Source organism: Streptomyces sp. NPDC052101, assembly GCF_040680235.1.
Classification (GTDB): Bacteria; Actinomycetota; Actinomycetes; order Streptomycetales; family Streptomycetaceae; genus Streptomyces.
Genome location: NZ_JBFAWH010000001.1, coordinates 482,191 through 507,873, shown reverse-complemented (window position 1 = coordinate 507,873; position 25,683 = coordinate 482,191). Strand labels below are relative to the sequence as shown.

Here is a 25,683-nt window from a genome sequence, read left to right as displayed (position 1 = left end):
GATGACCACCGACCACACCACACTCTCCGCCGCCCCCGACCCCCGCCCCGGCGCCGATCTGTTCGCGCAGGCGCCCTGCCGCGGGCTGGACCCGGAGTTGTTCTTCCCCGTAGGCGAGGGCTTCGCCGCCGCGCAGCAGGTACGGCGTGCCAAGGCGGTCTGCGCCGGCTGCCCGGTGCGCCGCGCCTGTCTGCGCGAGGCCCTGCGGCTCGGGGACACCGAGGGCATCTGGGCGGGACTGACCGCCGCCGAGCGCCGCGAACTGCACCAACTGGCCCGTGCACAGGGGCCGCTGTCCCGCGCCGCCCGCGCGGCCGGGGAGCTGCTCGCCGGCCGCCCGGCCCGGGTGCGCAACGCCGAGCGACCCGCCGTCGCGCTCGCCCTGCTCGGCCACGGCTGGAGCGAGGAGCGCGCCGCCGGTGCCGTCGGGGTCAGCCCGCACGTGGTGCGGCAGGCCCGCGAGACGGTCCGGCAGCTGGACCGGATGCGCGATGCCGCATGAGCGGCCCGGCTCCCGTGCCCCGGCGCGTCTCGGAACTGCGTACCCGCCACCGGGTGATCCACGGCCACCGCATCGCCTTCCGCATGGCCGGCCGCGGCCCGGCGGTCCTGCTGATCCACGGCATCGGCGACACCTCCGACACCTGGGCCGACGTCCTGCCCGGGCTGGCTCGCGACCACCGGATCATCGCCCCCGACCTCACCGGGCACGGCGCCTCGGACAAGCCGCGCGCCGACTACTCGGTGGCCGGATTCGCCAACAGCATGCGCGACCTGCTCACCGTCCTCGGTATCGAACGGGTCACCCTGGTCGGCCACTCCCTGGGTGGCGGCGTCGCCATGCAGTTCGCCTACCAGTACCCGGAACGCTGCGAGCGCCTGGTCCTCGTCGGCACCGGCGGAGTCGGCCGCCAGGTCACCCCGCTGCTCCGGGCCGCCACCGTACCGGGCGCCGAACTCGCCCTCGCCGCCCTCCAGTTGCCCGGCATGCGGCTGCCGCTCGGGCTGCTGGTGCGGCTCGCCCGGCTGCTCGGCGACGGTCTCGCCCAGGACGCGCCCGAACTGCTCAGGGTCATCGAGGCGTTGCCGGACGGTCCGTCCCGGCAGGCCTTCGTGCGCACCCTGCGCTCGGTGGTCGACTGGCGGGGCCAGGTCGGCACCCTGATGGACCGCTGCTATCTGGCCCGCGGCATGCCGACGATGCTCGTGTGGGGCCGGAACGACGAGGTGGTGCCGGCGATCCACGCGGGCCTCGCCCACATGGCCATGCCGGGCAGCAGGCTGGAGATCTTCGACGGTGCGGGGCACTTCCCGTTCCGCAACGACCCGCAGCACTTCCTCGCCCTGCTGAAGGACTTCATCGCGCACACCGAGCCGGCCCGGTACAGCGCCGAGGAGTGGCGCACCATGCTCCGCGCCCGCCGCCCGCACCCGCGCAGCACCTCCGCCGCCCCACCGGCCCTCCCGCACGCCGTATGACCCGCACGCCGTATGACCCGCACACGCTGTATGGCCCGCCCGCCGCCGCGTGAAGCGGCCCTGAAGCCGCCCGGCGCAGCATCGACGCAGATCCAGGGGCAGCCCGCAGGCCCCGAGACATCCACGAGGGGAACAACCGTGCCCGCCTTCACCAACTTCACCGACCTGGTCCTCGACCGGGTCCGGCAGCACCCCGACCAGGACGCGTACGTGTTCCTGCACGACGACGGCGCCGACGTCCGGCCCGAGCACCTCACCTACCGCGAACTCGACACCGAGGCACGGCGGTTGGCCTCCTGGCTGCAAGGCCGCGGCCTGCAGGGCGAGCGGGTCCTCATGCTCTACGACCACGGGCTCGCCTTCACCAAGGCCTTCACCGGCTGCCTCTACGCCGGCGCCGTCGCCGTGCCCTCCCCGCTGCCCGGCGGCCACGGCCAGGCCTTCTCCCGGGTCACCGGCATCGTCCGGGACGCCGGCGTGCGCACCGTGCTCACCGACCGGGCCAGCGCCGAGGAGGTCACCGACTGGCTGGAGAGCGAGGGCCTCGGCGAGGTCGAGTGCCTGGTGACGGACGAGCCCGGGTACGGCGACCCGAAGGCGTGGCGGGCCCCCGAGATCGAACCGGACGACCTCGCCTTCCTGCAGTACACCTCCGGCTCCACCAGCGAGCCCAAGGGCGTGATGGTCTCCCACAGCAACCTGCTGGCCAACGAGGAGGTGCTCAGCGTGGTGCTGGGCACCGGCCCCGAGGACCGGCTCGGGTCCTGGCTGCCGTACTTCCACGACATGGGGCTGATCGGGTTCATCCTGCACGCCCAGTACCTCGGCACCACCCTCTTCCAGATGGCCCCGGTCTCCTTCCTCAAGCGCCCCCTGCGCTGGCTGGAGATGATCAGCCGCCACCGGATCACCGTCTGCGGCGGCCCCAACTTCGCCTACGACCTGTGCACCCGCCGCATCACCGACGAGCAGCTCGCCACCCTGGACCTGTCCTGCTGGAAGGCCGCCGTCAACGGCGCGGAGCCGATCCGGGCCTCCTCCATACGGGAGTTCGCCGAGCGGTTCGCGGCGGCCGGCTTCCGCGCGGGGGCCATCCACCCCGGTTACGGCATGGCCGAGGCCACGCTCGGCGTCACCGGCTCCGCGCCCGGTGTCGCCCCGCGCGTGCGGTCGGCCTCGGCCGAGCGGCTGGAACGCGACGAACTGGCCGACGCCGCGCCCGGCGAGACCAGCCGCACGGTGGTCAGCTGCGGCCGGCCGTACGGCTTCGACCTGCGCATCGTCCACCCCGAGACCCGTGAGGTGCTGCCCGAGGGCCGGGTCGGCGAGATTTGGCTGCGCGGCGCGAGCGTGGCCCGGGGCTACTGGCGTCGCGAGGAGGTCAACCAGGAGATCTTCGGCGCGCTCACCGGCGACGGCGAAGGACCGTTCCTGCGCACCGGGGACCTCGGTGTCCTCGACGACGGCGAGCTGTACGTCACCGGGCGGCGCAAGGAACTGCTCATCTTCCAGGGCCGCAACGTCTATCCGCAGGACATCGAACAGGCCGTCCAGTCGCTGCTGCCCGCGCTCGCCACCGGGCCCGGCTCGGTGTTCACCGTGGAGGCCGACGGTCGGGACGTGGCGGTGGTGCTCCAGGAGGTACGGCCCCGCGACGTGGCGGGCACCGACCTGGAGGCGCTGGTGCAGACCGTCCAGTGGGGGGTGTCCCGCGAGTTCGACGTCCCCGTCGGCGGAGTCCTGCTGGTGCGGCCCGGCACCGTCCGCAAGACCACCAGCGGCAAGATCCAGCGCGCCCTGATGAAGCAGCTGTTCTGCGCGGGCGAGATCACCGCGGTCCAGGAGGTGCTCACCCCTGAGGTGGCCCGCCTGATCGGCCGAGAGCTGCCCGCCGCAGTGGCCTAGCCGGACATCGGCACAGCCCCGCGCCCCTTCGGGGCGCGCCCGAAGCCCCTCACCGAGAGAAGGACGAACCTCGATGGACACGGTGCGGAACACCCCGGTGCGGCCCGCCCCGGCCCCGCCGGTCTCCCGGCCGGCGCCCCGGCCCGCGGGCGGTGACCGCCCCCACCCCGGTGAACTGGCCGTGCGGGAGCGGATCCGGCGGATCGAGGAGGCCTTCGGGGACCCCTGGGATCCGCACAACCCCACCGGGCACGCGGCGCTGCTGGAGGCCGATGCCCGGCGGGCCGTGCCGTGGCCGGGGCTGCGGGCGCTGGAACGGGCGGAGCTGACCGCCGATCTGGTGCCGGACCACCTCGGCGGCCGGTTCGCCCGCGCCGACGGGTTCGCCCGCATCCTGCGCCATGTCTTCCGCCGGGACGCCTCCCTCGGCGTCGGCCACGGCCTGATGTCGTACATGGCCGCGACCCATGTGTGGACCGCCGGCGACGCCCCGCAGCAGCGGCGCACCGCCCGGCTGCTGCTGGACGGCGGCTGGATGACCAACGCCTACCACGAAGTCGCGCACAGCAACGACCTGTTGCGCGAGGAGTACCGGGCCCACCGGGTCCGCGGCGGCTATCTGCTCTCCGGCCGCAAGCACGCCGTCTTCAACGGCGCCCGCGCCGACGCCCTCACCCTCATCTGCCGTACCGCCGACGGACCCGGCACCCGCAACTACTCGCTGCTGCTGGTCACCCGCGCCGGCCTCGACCCGGACCGGGCCCGGGAGCTGCCCCGGCAGCACACCCACGGCGTCCGCTCCTGTCATGTCGCCGGACTCGATCTGCGCGAGTGCCCGGTCGACGAGGACTGCCTGATCGGTGCGGAGGGCGACGGCGTCCGGCTGACCCTGCGCTCCTTCCAGGCCGTACGCGGGGTCGCCGCCTCGGCGCTGATCGGCGTCGCGGACACCGCGCTGCGCACCGCCGTACGGCATGCGCTGCGCGAGGCACCCGGCGAACGCCCCCGGCCGGTGCTGGCCGGTGCCTTCGCCGACCTGCTGCTGTGCGACGCGCTGGCGCTGGCTGCCACCCGTGCCCTGCACCTGCTGCCGGAGCAGACCAGCGTGCTGGCCGCCTGCGCCAAGTACCTGGTGCCCCGGGTGCTCGACCAGGCCCTGCACGACCTGTCCAGCGTGCTCGGCGCCCGCCGCTTCGAGCGCACGGGCGAAGCCGGTTTCTTCCAGAAGGCGGTCCGTGACCTGCCCGTGGTGGGTCTCGGGCATGCCGGCACCGCCGCCTGCCAGGCCATCGTCATCCCGCAGCTGCGGCATCTGGCGAACCGGTCCTGGCTGCGCGACGAACCGGCGCCCGCCCCGCTGTTCCGGCCCGGCGCCGATCTGCCCCCGCCGGCCGCGGCCGGCCTGCTGAGCCTGACCGCGCCCCACGAGACCGTCAGCGGCTGGCTCACCCGGGCCCGCGGGGCCGAACTCGGCCCGGCCGGGCAGGTGCTGCTCGCCGAGTTCCGCGCGCTCGGCGAGGCCTGCCGGGCCCTCGACCCCAAGGCCCCGCGGGGCGGACCGGCGCTGGCCGACCGGTATGCGCTGCTGCTCGCCGCGGCCGCGGTCGTCGCGGTGCACACCGAGAGCGACGACCCGTTCCTCGGGGACCCCGCCTGGGCCCGGGCCGCGCTCACCCGTATCGCCCACCGGCTCGGCCGCGCCGTCCCCGACCCGCCCGGACCCCGGGCGGACCGGCTCGGCGACGAACTGCTGCGGCGCGGCGCCGAGCAGCGCACCTTCGACCTCTACGCGACCCCCGTGCCCGGCTGACCTCCGCACACCCGTTTTCCGGACTCTGCCTGCCTTTTCCTGCCTTTTCCGAGGAGCCCCTTCCATGATTCCTGCCGCCACCGATCCCACCGTCGTCCACCTGCGCGGGTGGCTCACCGAACGCATGGCGGTCTATCTGCGCCAGGCCCCCGCCGACATCGGCGCCCAGGTGCCGCTGGCCACCTACGGCCTGGACTCGGTCGTCGCGCTCAGCCTGTGCGGCGATGTCGAGGACGAGTTCGGCATCGTCCTCGACCCGACCGTCGCCTGGGACTACCCGACGATCGAGGAACTCGCCGACCACCTCGCCGGGCTGGTGCCCCAACTGGCGCCAGTGACCGCCGGCCTGCCGGGGAGTGCCGTTCGATGAACGCCGTCGCCATCGTCGGCCTCGACTGCCGCTTCCCCGGCGCCCCCGGCCCGGCCGCCTTCTGGGACCTGCTGATGCGGGCCGGGGACGGCGGCGGCGAGGTCCCGCCGGACCGCTGGAACGCCGCCGACTTCCACGACCCCGAGGGCGGACCGGGCCGTACCAACACCACCCGGGGCGGCTTCGTCGGTGACGCCGACGCCTTCGACCACGAGTTCTTCGCGGTCTCGCCCAAGGAGGCGGGCGCGATGGACCCGCAGCAGCGGCTGTTCCTGCAGACCGTCTGGCGGGCCCTGGAGGACGCGGGCCAGCCCCCGCACCAGCTCGCCGATTCCGCAACCGGTGTCTACACCGGTGTCATGGCCGGCGAGTGGGGCCAGCTGCACCTGGCGCAGTACGACCACATCACCGCCCAGAGCGGCCCCGGAAACGGCTACTGCATGATCGCCAACCGGGTGTCGTACCACCTCAACCTCAAGGGCCCGAGCCTCGCGGTGGACACCGCCTGCTCGTCCTCGCTCGTCGCCGTGCACCTCGCGGTCAACGCCCTGCTGTCCGGCGAGGTGGACACCGCGGTCGCCGGCGGCGTCAACCTCCAGCTCACCCCCGCCCTCGGCATCTTCTACACCGCCGCCGGGCTCTCCGCCCCCGACGGCCGCTGCAAGCCGTTCAGCGCCGACGCCGACGGCATCGGCCGCGGGGACGGCGTCGGCGCCGTCGTCCTGCGCCGCCTTGAGGACGCACTCGCCGACGGGCAGCAGATCTACGCCGTCATCCGGGGCACCGCCGTCAACCAGGACGGCCGCAGCAACGGGCTGACCGCGCCCAGCCGCTGGGCCCAGGAGGAGGTCCTCGCCCAGGCGCTGCGCCGGGCCGGAGTCGAGGCCCAGCAGGTCGCGTTCATCGAGGCGCACGGCACCGGCACCGCGCTCGGCGACATGATCGAGTCCAAGGCGCTCGGCCAGATCTACGGACAGGGCCGTACCAAGCCGTGCGCGATAGGCTCGGTCAAGGGCAACATCGGGCACACCGAGGCCGCCGCCGGTATCGCCGGACTGATCAAGACGGCCCTCGCGCTGCACCACCGGATCGTGCCCGCGAGCCCCTTCGCCGCCCGCGAGAACCGCCGCCTCGACCTCGCCGGACTCGGTCTGAAACTGCTGAAGTCGCCGCTCAGGCTGGCCTCCGGCACCCAGTACGCCGGGCTCAGCAGCTTCGGCATGGGCGGCACCAACGCCCATGTCGTACTGGAGACCTCGCCCGTGCGCGCCCGCCGCCCGCTCGCCGCCGACGGCAGGCCCCGGCCGGTGGTGTTCACGCTCAGCGCCAACAACCCCGACGGGCTGCTGCGCAACATCCGCGCCCAGGCCGAGAACCTCTCCCGCCGCGCCCAGGAACCCCTGGCCCCGCTGGCCTGGAGCAGCAACAAGGTCCGTACGACCCTGCCGTACCGGTTCGCGGTCACGGCCCGCACGACCTCCGAGCTGGTGGACCGGCTGGGCGCCGCCGTCCGCGACGCCGAGGAACGCGCCGCGCTCACCGGCCACCCCGAGGGCCGTCACCAGGTCGCCTTCCTCTTCACCGGGCAGGGCGCCCAGTTCCCCGGCATGACCAAGGCGCTGTACCGGGACTCGGCCGCCTACCGGCGCCACCTGGACGACGCCGACGACGCCCTGCTGCCGCACGTCGGCCGCTCGGTGCGCGATCTGCTGCTCTCCTCCGACGAGGCGATCCACCGCACCGAGAACGCCCAGCCCGCGCTGTTCGCCGTCGGCTACGCCATGGCCCGCACCCTGGGCGGCCTCGGCATCGAGCCGGACGCCGTACTCGGTCACAGCATCGGCGAGTTCGCCGCCGCCGTGACCGCCGGGGCGCTGTCCCTGGACGAGGCGGCCTGGCTGGTCGCGGCCCGCGGCAGCCTCATGCAGAAGCTGCCCGAGGGCGGCGGCATGCTCGCGGTCCGCGCCGCCGCCGACGACCTCGCCGAACTCGTCGCGGCCGAGCCCGCAGTGGACGTGGCCGTGCTCAACGGACCCGAGGCCACCGTGTACTCCGGCGAACTGGAGGCGCTGAAGCGGATCGGGCGCGCGCTGCGCCGGCGCGGCGTCGACGCCACCGCGCTGCGTGTCTCGCACGCCTTCCACTCCTCGCTGATGCGGCCCATGCTCGCCGAGTTCAACCGGATCGCCTCCGCCTGCCGGCCCCGCCCGCCGCACCGCCCGTTCTACTCGACCGTGCTCGGCCGGGCCCTGGACGGCGAACCGCTGGACGGCGGCTACTGGACCCGGCACGTCAGCGACCCGGTCAGGTTCGCCGAGGCCGTCACCGAACTGGTCAAGGACGGACCGCGGCTGCTGGTGGAGATCGGACCGAAGCCCGTGCTCACGCCGCTGGTGCGCAAGCTGCGGCTCGCCGACGACCTGCTCTGCCTCAGCCCGGGCGCCGGGGAGGCGGCCGGCGGCCACGAACTCGCCGAGACCACCGCGGCCCTCTTCCGCGCCGGGCTCACCCCCCGCTGGGAGGACCTGTACGAGGAGGAGGAACGCAGCTTCCAGCGGCTGCGCCCGTACGAGTTCGCCACCGCCCACCGCTACTGGTTCAGAACCACCGGGGCGGCCGGTCCCGCGATCACGTCCGTCACCTCCGCCCCGGCACAGGGAGAGACCGTCGTCGACGGCCGTCCGGCCGGCACCACGGGGGAGCGGGTCGCCGACGCGGTGCTCGGCGCCATCGCCGAGACCGGCGGCTACGCGATGGGCGAGATCGCCCTGCGCGCCCGGCTGTACGAGGACCTCGGCTTCGACTCCGTGACGATCATGCAGCTCAAGGCGCGGGTCGAGGCGGGCCTGCCGGAGAGCGCGGAGCTGTCCGTGCAGGAGCTGCTGCCCCATCTGTCGTCGGTGGGCGCCCTCATCGAGTTCCTGCGCGAGCACACGGCCGCCACGGCCGCCTGACCTCGATCCCACCCGTCGACCCCCTTGCCCCTTTGCCACCCGAAAAGCCTCAAAGTCTGAAAGGCAGCCCATGTCCGTGACCGACGATCCGCAGGCGTACATCGCCTCGATCGGCACCGCCCTGCCCGGCGACCCCGTCGACAACCAGGACCTCGCCGCCCGCTTCGGCATCGACCCGGACTGGATCGAGGTGTTCATCGGCACCCGCACCCGGCACTTCGCCGTCGACCTCGACACCGGCACCCCCCGCCAGACCCTCGCCGAACTGGCCGCGCTGGCCGGCCACCGGGCACTGGCCGCCTCCGGCGTGGACCCCGACGACATCGGCTTCCTCGTCCTGGGCACCGCCACCCCGGACGCCCTGATGCCCGCCACCGTCAACCTGGTCGCCGACCGGCTCGGCCTGGACCATCTGCCCACCTATCAGCTGCAGTCGGGCTGCGCCGGCGCCGTGCAGGCCCTCGACCTCGGCCGCACCCTTGTCACCGGCGGCGGGCACAAGGCCGGACTGGTGCTCGGCGGCGACGTGTGCGCCAAACACCTGCCGCTGGACCAGGACTTCAGCCGCATGCCGGCCTCCGAACTGGTCAACTTCGTGCTCTTCGGCGACGGTGCGGGGGCCGCCGTCCTGACCGCCGAACCGACCGGTGCCCGGCTCGCCCTGCACCGCGTGCTCAACCTGCTCACCGGCCTGGGCCGGGAACCGGGGCAGACCGTCGAGTGGTTCGGCGTCGCCGACCGCACCTCGGACCGGCAGCCCATCCGCGAGGACTACAAGTCCATCGAGCAGGCCGTCCCGGTGATGGCCTCCGAGACCCTGTGGGAGCTGCTCGACGCGCAGGGCTGGAGCGACGACGACCTCGACTTCCTGCTGCCCCCGCAGCTGTCCGCGCGGATGACCGAGAAGATCGTCGCGCACATGGACGTCCCCGCCGCGGCCGAGGTGTCCTGCGTCGCCGACACCGGCAACACCAGCAACGCACTTCCGTTCATGCAGATGGCCCGGCTCCTGGACCGCATCGAGACCGGTCAGAAGGCGATCGGCGTGGCCATCGAGTCCAGCAAGTGGATCAAGTCGGGCTACGCCCTGGAGAAGGTCTGACCACCATGACGGAGATCACGGAACGCACCGTACGAACCGGACCGGACACCAACCCGGACGCCACCCCGGACACGAAGCCGGACACCGTGCCGCTCGACGGTGCCGGCGCGCTCGCCGCGATCCGCGGCTGGCACGCCGAGGCCCGGCTGGTCGAGCGCTATCCGCAGGTCCTCGCGCTGCTGCCGGGCCTCGACGCGGCCGCCCGCGGCTCGGTCGGACAGCTGCTGGCCCGGCTGGACGCCGAGGAGGTGCTGCGTCTGCATCCGCAGACGCCTGCCTTGACCGTGGCGATCACCGGCCACTCCACCCTGGCCGGGCTGGTCGCCCCGCTCACCGCTGAACTCGCCCGGCACGGACTGATGTTGCGTCACCGCCTGTCCGACTACGACGGCTGGGTGCGCGACCTCGGCGACCCGAAGAGCGAGGTCTACCAGGACGGCACCGACCTGGTGCTGTGCGTGCTGGACGCGGAAACCGTCTTCGACGACCTGCCGGTGCCCTGGCGGGTGGAGGACGCCGAGGCCGCCCTCACCGCCCGGCTCAGGCTGCTCGACTCACTCGCCGGCACCTACGCCGCCCACGGCACCGGCACCCTCGTCCTCAACACCCTTCCGCTGCTGCCCCGTTTCCTGCGCCGTCTGGTCGACCTGCGCTCACGCACCCGGCTGTGCATCGCGTGGCGGGAGTTCAACGCGGGCCTGCTGCGGCTGGGGGAGACCCACCCGAACGTCCTCGCCGTCGACCTCGACCCGCTGCTCGCCGCCGGCGGCCCCGCCGCCGATCCCCGGCTGAGCAGTTACGCCAAGGCCCGCCTGTCCGACGAGACCCTGGCCGGCTACGCCGTCGAGATCGGCCACCTCGCCCGCGCGCTCACCGGCCGTACCAAGAAGGTCCTCGTCCTGGACGCCGACGGCACCCTGTGGGACGGCATCCTCGGCGACGACGGCCCCGAGGGCATCGCCGCCGCCGGCAGCTTCCGCGGCGAGGCCTTCGGAGAGTTCCAGAAGGTGATCAAACAGATCGGCGCCCAGGGTGTCCTGCTCGCCGTGTGCAGCAAGAACGACCTGGAGCCGGTGCTGTCGGTGGTCCGTGACCACCCCGACATGGTGCTGCGCGAGGACGACTTCGTGCACATCACCGCCAACTGGCGGCCCAAGGACGGCAATCTGCTCGCCCTCGCCGAACGCCTCAACCTCGGCGCGGACAGCTTCGTCTTCGCCGACGACAACCCCTTCGAATGCGGCCTGGTCCGGACCAGCGTGCCCGGCGCCGCCGTGATCGGCCTCGACGACGAACCCGCCCTGCACATCGACAAGCTGCTCGCCGACGGCTGGTTCGACGTACGGGAGGTCACCGACGCCGACCGCGGCCGCGGCGCCCAGTACCGCAGTGACGCCGCCCGCCGCGACCTGCAGGAGGCCTCCGGCTCCGCCGAGGAGTACCTGACGAACCTCGGCGTCACCGTCACCTTCTCCGCGCCGGCCCCGCTGGAGATCGCCCGGGTCTCCCAACTCACCCAGCGCACGAACCAGTTCAACCTCACCACCGTACGACTGCGGCCGGAGCAGGTGCGCGAGCAGCTCGCCGATCCCGGCCGGCTGGTCCTCGCCATCCGCTCCGCCGACCGGTTCGGCGACAACGGCCTGGTCGGCGCGGTCTTCGCCCATCACGCGGACGACGGACTGCACCTGGACAACATCCTGCTCTCCTGCCGGGTCTTCGCCCGCGGCATCGAACAGGCCTGCCTCGCCGCCCTGCTGGAGGCGGCCCGCGCGACGGGGGTGCCCGCCGTGCACGGCACGTACCGGCCCACCAAGAAGAACCACCGGATGCGCGCCTTCTACCCCGACCACGGTTTCGCGACCTTCGGCGGGGACGAGGACGAACTCCGCTTCCGGCACGACCTCACCACCATCGCCCCCGCGCCCGCCCACGTCGACCTGACCGCCGACCTCACCGGCGCCTTCCACTAGGGACTGCACCCATGGCCACCCTCACCACCCAGGACGACTACCTGCTGATCCTGCGCGACCTCGTCGGCTTCCCCGTCGAGGCCGACGAACTCGACACCCCCTTCGACCGATTGCGCGGCTGGGACTCCGTGCATCTGCTCAAGCTCGTCACCGCCATCGAACGCGAGACCGCCGTACGACTGCCGGTCACCCGGGTCCTGGAGGCCCGCTGCCTCGCGGAGATCTTCGCTCTGGCGGTGACCGGATGAGCACCGGTGCCGTCCAGCGCCTCGTCCCGGAACGCCAGCGCCGGCACACCCTGTACTTCCTGGAGTACGCCTTCGCCCGGCAGCGCCCGGTCCTGATCGACACCGAGATCGACATGAGCGCCGTGGCCGGGCACCGGGCCGCCGCCCGCGCCGCGGGCCACCGGTTCTCACTGGTCAGCTATGTGGTGTGGGCGGGTGCCCGCGCGGTGGCCGCCCATCCCGAGGCCAACGCGGCCCTCACCGGCCGCCTCGCGCCGCGCCTCGCCCAGTACGAGGGCACCACCGCCAAGGTCGCCCTCGACAAGACCTACCAGGGCCGGCGCGCGGTGTTCTCGGCCCTCGTCCAGGACGCCGAACGCCTGACGCTGGAGCAGATCCAGCGGGTCGTCGACCGGCACCGCGACGGCGACGCCGAGCACTTCCCGCCGTTCGCGGGCGTCCGCAGGATCAACCGGCTGCCCGCACCGGTGGGCCGACTGCTCTTCCGCCGGCTGCTCAGCCGGCCGGCGGGCCGCCGCCGGGTCCTCGGCACCTTCTCGGTCAGCTGTCTCGGTCACCGGCCCGTCGACTCCTTCGCCGGCGCCGGCGGCACCGCCGTCACCCTCAACATGGGCCGGATGCGCGAGCGTCCGTGGGTGAAGGGCGGACGGCTGACCGTCGCCCCGGTCATGCGGCTGAACCTCACCTTCGACCACCGGGTGATCGACGGCGCACTCGCCGCCGACCTCCTGGCAGACATCAAAGCCAGTCTGGAGGGCTTTCATGACGGCACCTCCGCCGACCATCCCGCGGCCGGTACGGATCGGATCCCCCCGGTCCTGGAGCGTCGTCCATGACGACCTCGCCCGGCTGGGCACGGCGGTGCTGTACGCGCCGGCCGATGCGTGGCGACGGGACGAGCGGGACGAGACCGGTCTGCGCCGGCTGCTCGGCCGCGACTGGGACCGCTATCTGTCCTTCGGCCATCCGGGGCTGCGCCGCCAGTTCGTCGCCTCCCGCGCCCTGCTGAAGCAGGCGGCGGCGGTGGCCCTGCGGCTGGCTCCGGAGGACATCGAACTCGCCTACGGCCCCTCGGGGCGGCCGTATCTGCGCGGCTTCGACCAGATCGACCTCAGCCTCAGCCACACCGACGACATCCTGCTCGTCGGCATGACCACCCGGGGCCTGATCGGCGTGGACGTGGAGCGCTCCGACCGGCCCCTGTACGGCCCCGGTCTCGGCCGGCAGATCTGCACCCCGCACGAGCTGAAGCAACTGGCCCGGCTGCCCGAGCAGCGGCGCAACGCCGAACTGGTCCGGCTGTGGACCCTGAAGGAGGCCTACAGCAAGGCCATCGGACAGGGCATGCGGTTCCGCTTCACCCAGTTCGGCTTCGCCACCGACCCGGCCGACGGCCGGGTGCTGCGCCCCGACGGCGGGCGCGGCGGCGAGGAGTGGACCCTGCGCACCTTCGCGCTGCCTGAGGGCTACTGCGCCAGCGCGGTGGTGGAGAACGCCGGCTTCGGCCGGCTCGAGGACCCGGCCGCGGCCACCATGCTCGACCGCGACCTGGTCGTCGCCCTCACCAGCGCCCTGGCCGAACAGCCGGAGGCGGCAGCGCCCCCCGACGACGATCCCGGCAAGGAGACACCCCGGTGACCCACGATCCGCACATCCCGCATACCCCACCAGCGCACGATCTGACGGAACTGAAGAACTTCGTGCTGCTGCACGCCCGCGCCCTCGGCCTGGACGCCGAGGACGCGGTCGGCGTGCGCGCCCGCATCGAGCGCGACGACGGCAGCGGCGGTCCCGGCAGCTGGGCCGGGGAGTGGACGGCCGCCGCCGAGGCCCGTGAACGCGCCGGCGACCTGCCCGGCGCCGTCGCCCGTTACATCCTCGCGAGCTTCCCCTACCCCGACAGCCTCGCCCGGCACCGGGCCCGTACCCGGGGCCAGGAGGTCTTCGACCGCTGGCGCTCCGCCCTGCCCGGCGTCGGCCGCCTCGACGTACGCACCCCGGCCGGCACCGTCCGCTGCTACACCGCCGGCCTGGACACCGACCCGGCCCGCCCGGTGGTCGTGGTCACCGGAGGCATCGTCAGCGTCAAGGAGCAGTGGTCGCCGTTCCTGCTCCTCGCCGAACAGGCCCAGCTCGCCGTGGTCGTCGCCGAGATGCCCGGCGTCGGCGAGAACACCATGCCCTACCGCCGCGACAGCCACCATCTGTACGGCGCCGTCCTCGCCGCCCTCGACGGCCGCGCCGACACCTCCCGCGCCGTCCTGGTCGCGCTCAGCTTCAGCGGTCACCTGGCGCTGCGGCACGCCGCCCAGAATCCCGCGGTCCGCGGCATCGTCACGGTCGGCGCCCCCGTCGCCGCGTTCTTCACCGACCCGGCGTGGTGGCCGCGCATCCCCGACCTCACCCTGGACACCCTGGCCCGGCTCACCGGCGTACGCCGTCCCCAGCTGCGCGAGCACCTGCACGACTGGGCGCTCACCGAGGACGAACTGCGCGCCCTGGACATCCCCGTGACCTATGTGCGCAGTCTGCGCGACGAGATCATTCCCGGCGCGGACGCCGAGCTCCTCGCCCGGCACGTGTCCGAGCTGGAACTGGTCGAGTTCGACGACGTGCACGGCTCGCCGGGCCATGTCGACGAGGTCCGCGCCGCCCTCGCCCGTGCCGTCCTGCGCCTGACGGACCGTCAACCAACAGATGCCACGCCGACGGTGGGCTCGCTGCAGGGGAGCGGGACATGACCGAGCCGAACCCCTGCCTGCCGCACCCGCCCACCGGCGAGGCACCGCTGCGCCTGTTCTGCTTCCACCACGCGGGCGGCAGCGCGGGCGCCTTCCGCGGCTGGCCGGACCTGCTCGGGCCCGGTATCGAGATCGTGCCCGTGCAGCTGCCGGGCCGCGAGGGCCGGATCCGCGAGCCCCGCCACACCCGGCTCGACCCGCTGGTCGAGGAGGTCTCCGCAGCGCTCGACGGCCTGCTGGACGAGCCGTACCTGTTCTACGGCCACAGCATGGGCACCCTGCTCGCGCACGAGATCACCGCCCGACTCCCGGCCGGCGCCCGCCTGCCCGAACTCCTCATCGTCGGCGGCTTCCCCGCGCCCCACCTGGGCCACGCCCTGAACCTGCCGCCGGGCCTGGCCGACGCCGAGCTGACCACCCTGCTGCTCGGCCTCGGCGGGCTGCCCGCCGAACTCGCCGACAGGCCCGAGTGGCTGGAGGTGCTGCTGCCCATCGTCCGGGACGACCTCGCGGTCTGCGCCGACCACCGCCCCGCCCCGCCCGAGCCGCTGCCGGTGCCCATCCACGCCCTCGCCGGGCAGGACGACCTGCTCGTCGACGTGGACAAGGTGCTCGCCTGGCAGCGCCACACCTCCGTGTCCTTCCGCGCGGAGTCGCTGCCCGGCGGCCACTTCTTCGCCAAGGACCACCCCTCCGCCTTCTTCACCGCCCTCACCTGGGCGATCCGGGCCCGGCTGCCGCACGGCCCGGACCCGGTGCGGGCGGCGCGCTGAGCCGCCCCCTTCCGCGACCCAGGCCGGGCCCCACCCGGCCGGAACCGAGGTACTCCATGTCATCCACCTCCACCACCACCCCGGCGCCGACCGCGCCGGACCCCACGCCCGCCCCCGCCGCCGGCCCCCGCACCGTCCCCCCGCTGCGCGGGCTGAGCGGTGTCGCCCTGGCCGCGCTCGCGGTCGTGGGCCTGTTCGTGTGGATCGTCGGCGCGTCGATGAGCGCGCCCGAGCCGCACGACGTACCGCTCGCCGTGGTCGCCCCCGCTCCCGTCGCCGCGCAGGCCGCGGGCCGGCTGTCGGCCGCCCAGCCCGGCGCGCTCGACGTCAGGACGTACACCGATCCGGCGGGGGCCCGCCGGGCGCTGGAGAAGCAGGACGTGCAGGGGGTCCTCGCACTCGGCGTCCACGGGGACGAGGTGCTGGTCACGGGCGCCTCGGGCGACGCGGTCAGGCAGCTGGTGACCACCGTCGGCCAGAAGGCCGCGGCCCAGGGGCATGTGCCGCTGAAGGTGACCGACGCCGGCCCGCTGCCCAGCGGCGACCGGCACGGGCTGATCGCGTTCACCCTCATGGTGGCGCTCAGCCTGGCGGGCCTGGTCTTCCAGGGCCTGTTCGCGCTACGGCTGCCCACGCTCGGCCGCTGGACCTGGCTTGCGGCCTCGGCCGTCTTCTCGGCGGTGGCCGCAGTGATCGCCGCGAGCGTGGCGGACCTGGTCCTCGGCGCCTTCCCGGGCCGCCTGTGGCAGGTCGCCGGGGTGGCTGCGCTGCTGTCCTTCGCGACGGTGGCCACGGTGGCCGCCCTGCACCGGCTGCTGGGCATGCTCGCGTTCCCCCTGTCCACCCTGGTGCTGCTCCAGCTGGGCATCGCGACCTCGGGCGGCCCGGTACCGCGCGCCTTCCTCCCCTCCTTCTACCGCGCGCTGTCCCCGGCGATGCCCGGCGCCGCCGAGGTGCAGGCCGTACGCCGACTGGCCTACCTCCACGAGGCCCCGGTGGGCTCGTCCCTGCTCGTCCTGACGGCCTGGGCGGCGGCCGGCACGCTGATCGCCCTGCTCGCATGGCGGCTGCGGCAGGCCCCGGCGGCACGACCGGCGTCCTGAGGGGAGGGAGCACCGGTGCACCACACACTGCCGTACGACACCCGTACGACGCCCACACCCCGTCCTGGCGACGCGGCCGAGGCCCCGCCGCCGGCGCTCCTCGCGGGCGAGGACGACCACGACCCGGCCGAGGCCCACATCTGCCGCGGCATCGACTGACCGGCTGCTCCTCCGGCTCCGCCCGGACGGTGTGCACAAGGCCGTCCGGGCGGATGTCCGTTCAGCCGATCGGCGCGTAGAGGACGCCGAGCTTGTCGATCTCGTCGCCCGCGCGGCCGGTGAAGCCGACGATCTGCCAGCCGGACGGCGCGGTGAAGGTGGCGGAGTCCGAGGTCGCCGTACCGGCCGAGAGCGTGTGGCCCTTGTCCGTGGTGAACGCCGCCGAGAAGATCCGGGTACGGCCGTCCTTCTGACCCTCAGTCAGTGAAACCGAGGTGAGGTGTTCACCGGCGGCGAGGGTGAGGGAGGCGGCCGTACCGCCCGTGCCGCCGTGGCCGAGGACCGTGCCGTCGTCGTGGGTGAGGGACACCGCGTCCAGCCGGGCGCCGCAGCGCAGGGTGAGGGTGCGCGGGGAGAGGGCGGCGGGGAGGTCGCCGGCGTCGTCGAACGCCGTACCGTGCGGGCCGCCGAAGAAGTCGCTCGCCCGCAGACGGGGGTTGAGCGTGTAGGAGAAGCCGACGGTGTGCGGAAAGTGGTCGGAGAGGCTTCCGCCGCTGGAGTCGAGGAAATTCGCCCACTCGTCGTTGTAGCGGGTCGCGGTGAGCGAGAGGAGAGCGCTGCCGCGGTAGAGAACCTTGTCGACGACCTCGCAGTCATTGGTCGGCGCCGAGGTCGGGCAGAGCAGCGGGTCGGCGCCCTGCGTGGGGGCCGTGCCGCCCTTGACCAGCTGTACCCATGCGTCGGTGAGGTGGTTGCCGTCGACGAGGGTGCGGATGTTGTCGGCGGTCCGGGTGTAGCGGGTGTTGGTGTCGCCCATGACGATCACCGCGTTGCCGGCCGAGTTGGCCTGGATGAACTGGGACAGCTGCGTGATGTTGGCGCGGCGTGCGGCGAGCGCGTCGTCGGTGTCGTCGGCGTTGGGGTGGAGGTTGTACAGGTCGATGTAGACGCCTTCCGCCAGGCGCACCCGGGCCAGGGTGAAGCCCTTCGGCGTCAGGCAGTTGGTGCCCGTGCAGTCGTTCCACTTCACCCGCTCGAAGTCCTCGAAGGGGTAGCGCGACAGGGTGTTGAGGCCGTCGCCGATGCCCGCGCCGCCGCTGGTCGCCGTGCGGTAGGGGTGGTTGTCGTCCGCATACAGCGCCGCGTGGTAGTTGAAGTCCTCCTGGACGTTGACGATGTCGTAGCCCGCCAGCCGCGGTGAGATCAGCGGGGTGTCGGCCGCCGGATGGCTGGAGCTGAGGCCTTCCGGCAGGCCTGCCACGTTGTACGTCAGCACGTTGAAGGTGCCCGGGCCGGCGGCCTGCGCCGGCCCGGCGGACAGGGTGAGCCCGGCGAGGGCCAGCGCACCGGCCGCGAGGGCACCGAGGGGTCTTCTCATGGGTCGCATGCGACCCATGTTCATGTCAACTAGCCTGTTTTTGAAGGGTAGTTGAGAAAATTGTTCAACATTAATGCATGACGCCGAGGGGGGCGGCGGAGAACACGAGGGAGAACTCCGCCGGTTCGGCCCGCAGGTGGTACTGGGGCAGCGGGCCCGGACCGCAGGACTGGGAGCCGATGCCGTGCTGGCCGTGGTCGAGGTTGACCCACACGGCGTTCCCGGGGGTGAGGTCGGTGAGGTGCGTGGCGGCGTCCAGCTGCTCGGTGGTCCAGCGGCGGGCGGTCAGGCAGAACTCCGGGTCGCCCTCGATGCGCAGGCCGCCCAGCTCCGCCCAGCGGACGTCGATACGGGCACCGTTCTCCTGCGGGCGGACGTAGGGCGTCTGCATGTCGTCCACGGTCGACTGCCAGCGGCCCACCGCCGACGCCGTCCTGGTGTCCGGATACGCCTCGCCGGGACCGCCGCCGAACCACCGCACACCGTCGGCGGCGGGCAGGCCGAAGCGGATGCCGAGCCGGGGCAGCGGAACGGTCCAGTCACCCTCCGGGACGGTGGACACGGTCAGCCGCAGACGGTTTCCGTCCGACGTCCAGCGGTACACGGCCGACAGCCCCAGCTCCCGGGCGGCCGGTGCCACGCGCGTGCGGACCGTCAGGGCGTGCTCGCCGGTCTCCACCGCGTCCAGCCGGTGCCGCATCCGGTGCAGGCCGAGCGTCCGCCACAGCAGGCCGTAGCGCAGGTCGGGCTGCCACGGGGCGCCGTCGTCGTTGTCGGTGGTCGCCCGCCACACATCCAGGCCGAGCCCTGTGACAGGCACGCCGCCGACGGCCGTCAGGGCGCCGGTGCGGGCGTCGAAGGTACCGGGGCCGAGCGTGATCAGCCCGTCGCCGGACACCGGCCGGGCGGTCGCCGCGACCGGCGGCACCCGCCGCTGCGACGCCGCGACCTGGCCCCAGGCCACGACATGGCCCTTCGGCGCCCACGGGGCGTCCTCGGCGAGCGCCGCCCGGACCGTCCAGTGGGCCTCGCCGGCCGGCGCCCCGGCCGGCGGCGCGGGCAGCTTGACCTCGGCGGACTCGCCGGGCCCCAGCGCCGGCACCGACAGCACGCCGGACTCCACCGGCTCCCCCTCGACCTCGTACGCCCACGAGAACACCAGCGCCGACAGGCCGGCGAAGTCCTGCTTGTTGGTGATCCGGACCGTGCCGTCCCCGGCGTCGCCCGCGATGCCGACCGGTTCGATCACCTTCTTGTACTCCACCAGGCCGGGGGAGGGCCGCCGGTCGGGGAAGAGCAGGCCGTCGCAGACGAAGTTGCCGTCGTGCAGCTCCTCGCCGAAGTCGCCGCCGTAGGCGTAGCCCAGCTCCGGATGCGCGATGCCGTGGTCGATCCACTCCCAGACGAACCCGCCCTGCAGCCGCCCGTACGACTCGAACAGCCGCTGGTAGTCGGCGAGGCCGCCGGGACCGTTGCCCATGGCGTGCGCGAACTCGCAGAGGATGAAGGGAAGTTGCCTGCGCTTGAGTGAGCCGCCGTCCAGGCCGCGGCCGATCCGCTGGACCTCGGCGTGGTCGGCGTACATCCGGGAGTACAGGTCGGTGTCACGGCAGGTGGGGTCGCCCTCGTAGTGGACGAGGCGGGAGGAGTCCCGGCCCTTGATCCACTCGGCCATCGCGGTCAGGCCCCGGCCGGTGCCGGCCTCGTTGCCGAGCGACCAGATGACGACCGACGGGTGGTTCTTGTCCCGTTCGACCATGCGGGACGCCCGGTCGAGCAGGGCCGGGGTCCAGCGGTCGTCGTCGACGGGGTTGTCCCGCCAGCCCTGCTCGGTGAAGCCGTGGGTCTCCAGGTCGCACTCGTCGATCACCCACAGGCCGAACTCGTCGCACAGGTCGAGGAAGGCGGGGTGCGGCGGGTAGTGGGAGGTGCGGACGGCGTTGACGTTGTGCCGCTTCATCAGCAGCACGTCCTCGCGCATGGTGGCGAGGTCCAGCGCGCGGCCCGTCTCCGGATGCCATTCGTGCCGGTTGACGCCCTTGAACAGCACCGGCCTGCCGTTGACCCTGAGCAGGCCGTCCGACAGCTCCACGGTACGGAAACCGATGCGCAGCGGAACCCGCTCGCCCTCGGTGGCGAGCGTGCCCGCGTACAGCCGCGGCGCCTCCGCCGACCACGGTTCGACCGGCACGGTCACGCTGTCGCCGGTCGCGATGTCGAGGCCGAGTTCGGCAACGGTCACCCGGCCGTCCACGTCGGAGTCGACGCGCAGGGTGCCGGTGCCGGCGCGATGGTCGTAGGAGGCGTGCACGAAGAAGTCGAGGGCGGCGCCCGCCGGGCGGTGCAGCAGGGTGACATCGCGGAAGATCCCCGGCAGCCACCACTGGTCCTGGTCCTCCAGATAGGAACCGGCCGACCACTGGTGCACCCGGACCGCCAGCACATTGCCGGCCGTCTTCAGCAGATGGCCGACCGCGAACTCGTGCGGCAGCCGGGAACCCTTGAACTCACCGAGGTCGGTGCCGTTCAGCCACACCCGGGCACAGGACTCCACCCCGTCGAAGCGCAGGCTGGCACCGCCCTCGGCGAGGTCCGGCCAGTCCTCGGGCAGGTCGAACACGCGCAGATGGTCGCCGGTCGGGTTCTCGGTCGGCACCCGCGGCGGGTCGACCGGGAACGGGTACAGATGGTTGGTGTAGATCGGGGAGCCGTGCCCCTGCAGGACCCAGTGGCCGGGGACCGGGATCCGCGCCCAGCCACCGGCGTCGTACCCCTCCTCGGCGAAGGAGTCGTCCTCGGCGCCGGCCGTCGGCGACAGCCGGAAACGCCAGTTTCCGTTGAGGGACAGGGACGCGGCGTCCGAGGACGCGTACCAGGCGCGCGGTGGCAGCGCCCCGGAGCCCGGCGAGACGTCCTCGACGTAATCGGTGGCGGTGTGGGTGCGGAAAGACATCGGTCTCCTAGCTCAGCCCTTGATACCGGTCTGCGCGATCCCCTGCACCAGCCAGCGCTGGAGGAAGAGGAACACGAACAGCAGCGGCACGATGGAAATGGCGGCCGCCATGAAGATCTGGTGGAAGACGACGGTCTGGTTGGTGAGGTACGAGGAGAGCGCGACCTGGACGGTCCACGAGTTCGGATCCTGCCCGATGACCAGCGGCCACAGGAAGGCGTTCCAGCCGTTGATGAACGTGATCGTCGCGATCGCCGCGAAGAAGTTCAGCGAGTTGGGGACGACCACCCGCCAGTACGCGCCCCAGTGACCGAGACCGTCCACCCGTGCCGCCTCCTCCAGCTCCCTGGGGAACCCGAGGAAGTACTGCCTGAACAGGAAACACGTGAAACCGCTGAACAGCCCGGGAATGATCAGACCCCGGTAGCTGTCCACCCAGCCGAGGGACGACACCAGCACGAAGCTGGGCACGAAGGTCACCGAGGTCGGGACCATCAGGGTGCCCAGGACGACGTAGAAGATCTTGTTGGCGTGGCGGTACGGGATGCGGGCCAGGGCGTAGCCCGCGAGCGAGCACACGACGAGGATGCCGACGGTCATGGAGACGGCGACGACCAGGGAGTTCAGCAGCGACCGGGCGAACGGTACCGAGGGGTCGTCGAACAGCTCGCCGATGTTCCCCCACTGCAGGTGCGTGGGGAACAGCTCCCAGTGCTCCCCGGTGATCCGGGCGTCGGTGGACAGGGCGTTGCGGAGCAGCACGTAGAACGGGATCAGGAAGAGGAAGGCGGCGACACCGCTTGCGATGTAGAGGCCGGTGCTGCCCATCACTTGGCCGCTGCGTTTCGAGGTCACTTGGACTCCTCCCCCCTGCCGAAGCCCAGGATCTTGCCCTGGAACAGGGTGACGACGACGATCAGCGCGGTCAGGATGACGGCGCCCGCGCTGCCGGCGCCGTAGTCCTGCTCCTGGCCGAGGGCGGTGTAGTACAGCTCGACCAGCGGCGGTCGGCCCCAGGTCGTCCTGTCGAGCAGGTTGTAGAACTCGTCGAAGGCCTGGTACGCGGCGATGAGCAGCAGCAGGACCACCGCGGTCGATGTGGCGCGCAGCTGGGGCAGCGTGATGTGCCTGAAGGTCTGCCAGCCCGGCCTCGCGCCGTCGATGGTGGCGGCCTCGTACAGCTCCTGGGGGATGTTCTGCAGCGCGGCCAGGAAGAGGATCATGTAGAAACCGGACTGCAGCCACAGCCGCGCCGTGACGATGACCAGCCAGTACCAGGGCGGATCGGGGCTCGCCAGCCAGGCGATGCCGTCGATCCCGAACCAACCGATGACCGTGTTCATCAGACCGAAGCGCACACCGCTGAAGAGGGACATCTTCCAGATCAGTGAGGCGGCGACATAGCTGCACGCGGTCGGCAGGAAGAACACCGACCGGAAGAACGCCCGCATGAACGAGAGCCGGTTCACCAGCAGGGCGAGCCCCAGCGACACCGCCCAGGTGGTCGGCACGATGAAGGCGGCGAAGACGGTGAAGGTGCCGAGCGAATGGACGAACTTGGAGTCCGTCAGCATGTACGTGTAGTTGTCGAAACCGATGAACTTGTCCGGCGTGACCGTGTAGCGGGCGTCGAAGAAGCTGAGGTAGACGCTCCAGCCGATCGGCACGTAGATGAAGACGATCAGCCCGATGAGGAAGGGGCTGATGAAGAGCCAGAAGTTGAAGGTGCGGCTGCCCCGCAGGTGCCGCCACGTCCTGGCCGGTGCGGCCTTCGCGGGGGCAGGGCTCGCGAGGGCGGGCTTGGTGGTCGTCGACATGTCGTGGTCCGTCCGCCGGCCTATCCGAAGAGCTTCTTCAGCTCGCGGCGCACGGTCCTGTCGCACTTGCCGAGCGCCGCCTCCGGGTCGCCGTCCTTGCGGACGCAGTCGGCCATGATGTCCCAGGACGCGCTCATCATGGCCTGGGTCCAGCCGATGTTGTCGAAATGGCCGTACTCCTTGAAGAGCGTGACGCCCTGCGCGGGGAGACCGGACTTGAGCTTGGTGGCCGACGCGGCGATCGAGCTGCGCGGCGGGATGTGGAAGCCGTAGGAAGTGGCCCAGTCCTCCTGGTACTGCTTCTGGTCGATCCACAGCCACTTGACGTACTCCTTGGCCGCGTCGACGTTGCCGCCCTTGGCGTTGACGAACATCGACCAGCCGCCGTTGTAGACCGAGGGCTTGCCGGAGTCGACGGTCTTCGGGAACGGGAAGATCCCGAGGTCGTCGCCGAGCGCTTTCTGGAACTGCGGCATCGCCCACATGCCGCAGAACTGGATGGCACACAGGCCCTGGCTGAGCGAGGAGGGGTCCCAGTAGTCGGTCGGGGCGCCGAGGAGCAGATGGCCGCTGGTGAACAGCGTGCGCATCTTCTTCAGGCCCTCGACGACGCCGGGCGTGTGGTAGGCGATCTCGTTCTTGTCGTCGAGGGTGTCGGCGCCCGCCGACCAGATCAGCGGGTTGACGATCGCGTGCAGGTCGTTGCCGAGGTACAGGCCCTTGGTCGTGCCCGTGGTGAGCTTGGCGGCGGCCTCGATCAGCTCGTCGAGGGTCTTTGGGACCTTGACACCGGCCTTCTCGAAGAGCGAGGGCCGGTAGAAGAAGAACTGCGGGTCGTCGAGCATCCGGATGCCGTAGATCTTCCCGTCGACCGTGTGCGACTTGATGTCGGCCGGGTTGAAGTCGTCCTTGACCGGATCGACGAGGTCGCTCAGGTCCGCCGCCTGGCCGCTCCTGACCATCTGGATCTGCGGGTGGAACTCGAAGACGTCCGGCGCGTTGTCGGTCAGCAGCGTGGCGAAGAGCTTGCTCTCGTAGTCGGCGCTGGTGATCCACTGGGTGGACACATGGGCGTTCTTGTAAGCGGCGGCGTACCGCTTGACCGCCTGCTCCGTCCCCGGCTCGCCGTAGGCGTGGAACATCTGGGTGAGGCTCTTGCCCGAGCCGCTGCCGCCGCCCCGGCCGTTGTTGCTGCCGCATGCGGCGAGCGGGGCGGCCGCGGCCAGCCCGGCGGCGGCCCGGAGTATCGAACGACGGTCCCAGGTGCTGTTGCGCTGTGCCGACATGCTGACGTCCTTGTCTGTCGAAGTGCGGGTGCGGTGCGGGACGTTAACCTTCGGCTAATCCTTCGGCAAGGGGTTGAACGAAGTCTGTTCGAAGTGTTGTGCGCGGTTCGGGATGACGAACAGGCGTGGGAGCCAGGGGAGTTGAGGGCCGCCCCTACTGGTCGAAGACGTACGTGGTGATCGAGCGGGCGGCAAGGGTGGCGGAGACGGTTCCGTCGCCGACGGCCGGTTTCGCGGCCTTCGCCCAGCTCTCGCTCGCCGAGGTCCGCACCGCCCGCGCGGCCCGCACCGGTGCCTCGCTGCCGAAGTGCAGGTTCAGCGCGGTGTCGGTGGTGTTGTGGTTGTTCACCACGACCACCCACTGGCCGTCCCGTTCGTACGACGACACCTCCACGCCGTCCGGAGCCCCGGTCACGTCGTGCGCGACCGAGCCCGGCCGGACGAACTTGCTGTACTGGCCCAGCGCGTAGTAGCGCTTGGTGAAGTACAGCTTCTGGTTGCCGTTCGTCGCGTAGTCGGGGTCGTAGTAGATCAGGCCGTCGTTCCAGCCCTGGTCGTTGCGGGTGGCCGGATCGGCGCCGTAACCGCTTGCGAGCGCCACCCACCACTGGAACGCCGAGTCGTGCGCGGTCGCGAAGTCCTTGTAGATGATCCGCGACATCAGCAGGGCGTTGTCGACGGTCGGGTCGTACTCCTGGTTCCAGCCCGTGCCGCCCTTGCCGAAGCAGCAGATCTCGGTGGCCCAGGAGGTCCTGCCGAGCGACCTCGACGTCTCGTGGACCTTCGCGAGCTGTCCGTCGTCCGGGTTGTCGTACGTGTGGTGGGCCAGCTTGGCGACGTACCGCGCGGTGCCGGGCTGTGCCATCCACTGCGGCACTTCGCTGGTGAACTGCGTGGTCCTGCTGGACTCGTCGGCGATGATGCCGGTCCTCTGGTGCCGGGCCCGCTGTTCGGCGCCCAGCGCGCGCACGATGTCGTCGCGCTGGTCGACCGGCACCGGCATGCCCTCCTGGCCGCAGTCGGCGAAGCTGTTGTCCGGCTCGTTGAAGGGGCTGATGTAGTCGAGCCGTACGCCCTGCCGGGCGAAGTGGTCGGTCACATCGGCGACGTACTTCGCGAAATCGGTTTCGTTCTCCGCCTTCAACTGGCCGCCGCAGCTCCTGCCGTTGGTCGTCCACCGGGCCGGCGCGCTGTTGACGAAGCCGATCAGGTCCTTGACGCCGTACCGCGCGGCGTAGTCGAGGAACGTCCGGCCCCCCTTGTCCTTGCTCCAGTCGTAGGAGCCGTCGGGCTTGAGGAAGTCCTCGGCGGCCCGGGCCGGGGTGGTGACCGCGGTGCCCCCGCCGCCGATGTTGTAGCGGTACGAGCTGAGGTCCAACCCCTGCTCGGAGAAGAGGAGTCGAGCGATGCGCGCCTGGACCTTCGGGTCGAAGTGCTGGAGGTCGTTGACCCACCAGGCGCCGGACGCGCCGATGTCGTCGATCGTCTGCGCGGCGTGGGGGGAGACCTCGGCGGCGGCCGGGGTGGCCGTGGCGCTCGCGGGCGGGGAGGTGAGGAGGGCTCCGGTGACAGCCAGTGCGGCCGAGGCTGCCAGCAGCAGGGATCTCTTGCGGGAGTGAGACACGTGCATCC

General features: G+C 72.1%; 20 protein-coding genes and 1 pseudogene. 15 read left to right on the top strand and 6 right to left on the bottom strand.

Annotated features, from left to right (window positions below; translation table 11 throughout):
• Window position 1 precedes the first annotated feature (1 nt).
• The 15 genes from AB0L75_RS02240 to AB0L75_RS02170 all read left to right on the top strand — a co-directional run bounded on the left by AB0L75_RS02240 (window position 2) and on the right by AB0L75_RS02170 (window position 16,617).
• Window positions 2-502: a WhiB family transcriptional regulator gene (locus AB0L75_RS02240; protein WP_365174105.1), complete on the top strand. Its 501-nt coding sequence runs from the start codon at window positions 2-4 to the stop codon at window positions 500-502.
• The gene (locus AB0L75_RS02235) at window positions 499-1,479 is read left to right on the top strand and encodes an alpha/beta fold hydrolase (RefSeq protein WP_365174103.1); all 981 of its coding nucleotides are present in this window, start codon (window positions 499-501) and stop codon (window positions 1,477-1,479) included. Before AB0L75_RS02240 ends, AB0L75_RS02235 begins: the two co-directional genes overlap by 4 nt.
• 138 nt (window positions 1,480-1,617) lie before the next feature.
• On the top strand, window positions 1,618-3,384 hold the full coding sequence (locus AB0L75_RS02230; protein ID WP_365174101.1) for a fatty acyl-AMP ligase: 1,767 nt from the start codon (window positions 1,618-1,620) through the stop codon (window positions 3,382-3,384).
• 73 nt (window positions 3,385-3,457) lie between these two features.
• Window positions 3,458-5,194, top strand: a complete 1,737-nt coding sequence (locus AB0L75_RS02225; RefSeq protein ID WP_365174099.1) for an acyl-CoA dehydrogenase — start codon at window positions 3,458-3,460, stop codon at window positions 5,192-5,194.
• A gap of 64 nt (window positions 5,195-5,258) precedes the next feature.
• Window positions 5,259-5,564 carry an acyl carrier protein gene (locus tag AB0L75_RS02220; protein ID WP_365174097.1) on the top strand — a complete coding sequence of 102 codons (306 nt, stop codon included), beginning with the start codon at window positions 5,259-5,261 and terminating at the stop codon, window positions 5,562-5,564.
• The gene (locus AB0L75_RS02215) at window positions 5,561-8,518 is read left to right on the top strand and encodes a type I polyketide synthase (protein WP_365174095.1); all 2,958 of its coding nucleotides are present in this window, start codon (window positions 5,561-5,563) and stop codon (window positions 8,516-8,518) included. The genes AB0L75_RS02220 and AB0L75_RS02215 overlap by 4 nt, the downstream gene beginning before the upstream one ends.
• A gap of 70 nt (window positions 8,519-8,588) precedes the next feature.
• A complete protein-coding gene (locus AB0L75_RS02210; protein ID WP_365174093.1) occupies window positions 8,589-9,620 on the top strand; it encodes a 3-oxoacyl-ACP synthase III family protein in 1,032 nt (343 codons plus the stop codon).
• A gap of 5 nt (window positions 9,621-9,625) precedes the next feature.
• Entirely contained in the window at window positions 9,626-11,593 is a 1,968-nt protein-coding gene (locus tag AB0L75_RS02205) for an HAD-IIIC family phosphatase (protein ID WP_365174091.1), read from the top strand.
• A gap of 11 nt (window positions 11,594-11,604) precedes the next feature.
• The gene (locus AB0L75_RS02200; protein WP_365174089.1) at window positions 11,605-11,841 is read left to right on the top strand and encodes an acyl carrier protein; all 237 of its coding nucleotides are present in this window, start codon (window positions 11,605-11,607) and stop codon (window positions 11,839-11,841) included.
• The gene (locus AB0L75_RS02195) at window positions 11,838-12,677 is read left to right on the top strand and encodes a 2-oxo acid dehydrogenase subunit E2 (RefSeq protein WP_365174087.1); all 840 of its coding nucleotides are present in this window, start codon (window positions 11,838-11,840) and stop codon (window positions 12,675-12,677) included. Before AB0L75_RS02200 ends, AB0L75_RS02195 begins: the two co-directional genes overlap by 4 nt.
• Window positions 12,604-13,479, top strand: coding sequence for a 4'-phosphopantetheinyl transferase superfamily protein (locus tag AB0L75_RS02190; protein WP_365174085.1), 876 nt, complete (start codon window positions 12,604-12,606; stop codon window positions 13,477-13,479). Before AB0L75_RS02195 ends, AB0L75_RS02190 begins: the two co-directional genes overlap by 74 nt.
• The gene (locus AB0L75_RS02185) at window positions 13,476-14,582 is read left to right on the top strand and encodes an alpha/beta hydrolase (protein ID WP_365174083.1); all 1,107 of its coding nucleotides are present in this window, start codon (window positions 13,476-13,478) and stop codon (window positions 14,580-14,582) included. Before AB0L75_RS02190 ends, AB0L75_RS02185 begins: the two co-directional genes overlap by 4 nt.
• Complete coding sequence (locus AB0L75_RS02180) at window positions 14,579-15,355, top strand: thioesterase domain-containing protein (RefSeq protein ID WP_365174081.1); 777 nt, start codon at window positions 14,579-14,581, stop codon at window positions 15,353-15,355. The genes AB0L75_RS02185 and AB0L75_RS02180 overlap by 4 nt, the downstream gene beginning before the upstream one ends.
• A gap of 56 nt (window positions 15,356-15,411) precedes the next feature.
• Window positions 15,412-16,458, top strand: coding sequence for a hypothetical protein (locus tag AB0L75_RS02175; RefSeq protein WP_365174078.1), 1,047 nt, complete (start codon window positions 15,412-15,414; stop codon window positions 16,456-16,458).
• 15 nt (window positions 16,459-16,473) lie between these two features.
• Complete coding sequence (locus AB0L75_RS02170; protein WP_365174076.1) at window positions 16,474-16,617, top strand: surface protein; 144 nt, start codon at window positions 16,474-16,476, stop codon at window positions 16,615-16,617.
• Between the two features lie 61 nt (window positions 16,618-16,678).
• On the opposite strand, the gene AB0L75_RS02165 is transcribed toward AB0L75_RS02170, so the two are convergent.
• The 6 genes and pseudogenes from AB0L75_RS02165 to AB0L75_RS02140 all read right to left on the bottom strand — a co-directional run.
• A complete protein-coding gene (locus tag AB0L75_RS02165) occupies window positions 16,679-17,995 on the bottom strand; it encodes a jacalin-like lectin (protein ID WP_365174073.1) in 1,317 nt (438 codons plus the stop codon).
• A 70-nt stretch (window positions 17,996-18,065) separates the two neighbouring features.
• Complete coding sequence (locus tag AB0L75_RS02160; protein ID WP_365174071.1) at window positions 18,066-20,948, bottom strand: glycoside hydrolase family 2 TIM barrel-domain containing protein; 2,883 nt, start codon at window positions 20,946-20,948, stop codon at window positions 18,066-18,068.
• A 12-nt stretch (window positions 20,949-20,960) separates the two neighbouring features.
• Complete coding sequence (locus AB0L75_RS02155; protein ID WP_365174863.1) at window positions 20,961-21,776, bottom strand: carbohydrate ABC transporter permease; 816 nt, start codon at window positions 21,774-21,776, stop codon at window positions 20,961-20,963.
• Between the two features lie 23 nt (window positions 21,777-21,799).
• Window positions 21,800-22,765, bottom strand: a complete 966-nt coding sequence (locus tag AB0L75_RS02150; RefSeq protein WP_365174069.1) for a sugar ABC transporter permease — start codon at window positions 22,763-22,765, stop codon at window positions 21,800-21,802.
• A gap of 20 nt (window positions 22,766-22,785) precedes the next feature.
• The gene (locus tag AB0L75_RS02145) at window positions 22,786-24,051 is read right to left on the bottom strand and encodes a sugar ABC transporter substrate-binding protein (RefSeq protein ID WP_365174067.1); all 1,266 of its coding nucleotides are present in this window, start codon (window positions 24,049-24,051) and stop codon (window positions 22,786-22,788) included.
• 157 nt (window positions 24,052-24,208) lie between these two features.
• Window positions 24,209-25,681 (bottom strand): annotated as a pseudogene (locus AB0L75_RS02140) (glycoside hydrolase); the annotation flags it as partial.
• Between the last annotated feature and the right edge of the window lie 2 nt (window positions 25,682-25,683).

Coding starts and splice junctions, on each gene's coding strand:
- AB0L75_RS02240 (WP_365174105.1), top strand. CDS start 2: ATGACCACCGACCACACCACACTCTCCGCCGCCCCCGACCCCCGCCCC.
- AB0L75_RS02235 (WP_365174103.1), top strand. CDS start 499: ATGAGCGGCCCGGCTCCCGTGCCCCGGCGCGTCTCGGAACTGCGTACC.
- AB0L75_RS02225 (WP_365174099.1), top strand. CDS start 3,458: ATGGACACGGTGCGGAACACCCCGGTGCGGCCCGCCCCGGCCCCGCCG.
- AB0L75_RS02220 (WP_365174097.1), top strand. CDS start 5,259: ATGATTCCTGCCGCCACCGATCCCACCGTCGTCCACCTGCGCGGGTGG.
- AB0L75_RS02215 (WP_365174095.1), top strand. CDS start 5,561: ATGAACGCCGTCGCCATCGTCGGCCTCGACTGCCGCTTCCCCGGCGCC.
- AB0L75_RS02210 (WP_365174093.1), top strand. CDS start 8,589: ATGTCCGTGACCGACGATCCGCAGGCGTACATCGCCTCGATCGGCACC.
- AB0L75_RS02205 (WP_365174091.1), top strand. CDS start 9,626: ATGACGGAGATCACGGAACGCACCGTACGAACCGGACCGGACACCAAC.
- AB0L75_RS02200 (WP_365174089.1), top strand. CDS start 11,605: ATGGCCACCCTCACCACCCAGGACGACTACCTGCTGATCCTGCGCGAC.
- AB0L75_RS02195 (WP_365174087.1), top strand. CDS start 11,838: ATGAGCACCGGTGCCGTCCAGCGCCTCGTCCCGGAACGCCAGCGCCGG.
- AB0L75_RS02190 (WP_365174085.1), top strand. CDS start 12,604: ATGACGGCACCTCCGCCGACCATCCCGCGGCCGGTACGGATCGGATCC.
- AB0L75_RS02180 (WP_365174081.1), top strand. CDS start 14,579: ATGACCGAGCCGAACCCCTGCCTGCCGCACCCGCCCACCGGCGAGGCA.
- AB0L75_RS02175 (WP_365174078.1), top strand. CDS start 15,412: ATGTCATCCACCTCCACCACCACCCCGGCGCCGACCGCGCCGGACCCC.
- AB0L75_RS02165 (WP_365174073.1), bottom strand. CDS start 17,995: ATGAGAAGACCCCTCGGTGCCCTCGCGGCCGGTGCGCTGGCCCTCGCC.
- AB0L75_RS02160 (WP_365174071.1), bottom strand. CDS start 20,948: ATGTCTTTCCGCACCCACACCGCCACCGATTACGTCGAGGACGTCTCG.
- AB0L75_RS02155 (WP_365174863.1), bottom strand. CDS start 21,776: ATGGGCAGCACCGGCCTCTACATCGCAAGCGGTGTCGCCGCCTTCCTC.
- AB0L75_RS02150 (WP_365174069.1), bottom strand. CDS start 22,765: ATGTCGACGACCACCAAGCCCGCCCTCGCGAGCCCTGCCCCCGCGAAG.
- AB0L75_RS02145 (WP_365174067.1), bottom strand. CDS start 24,051: ATGTCGGCACAGCGCAACAGCACCTGGGACCGTCGTTCGATACTCCGG.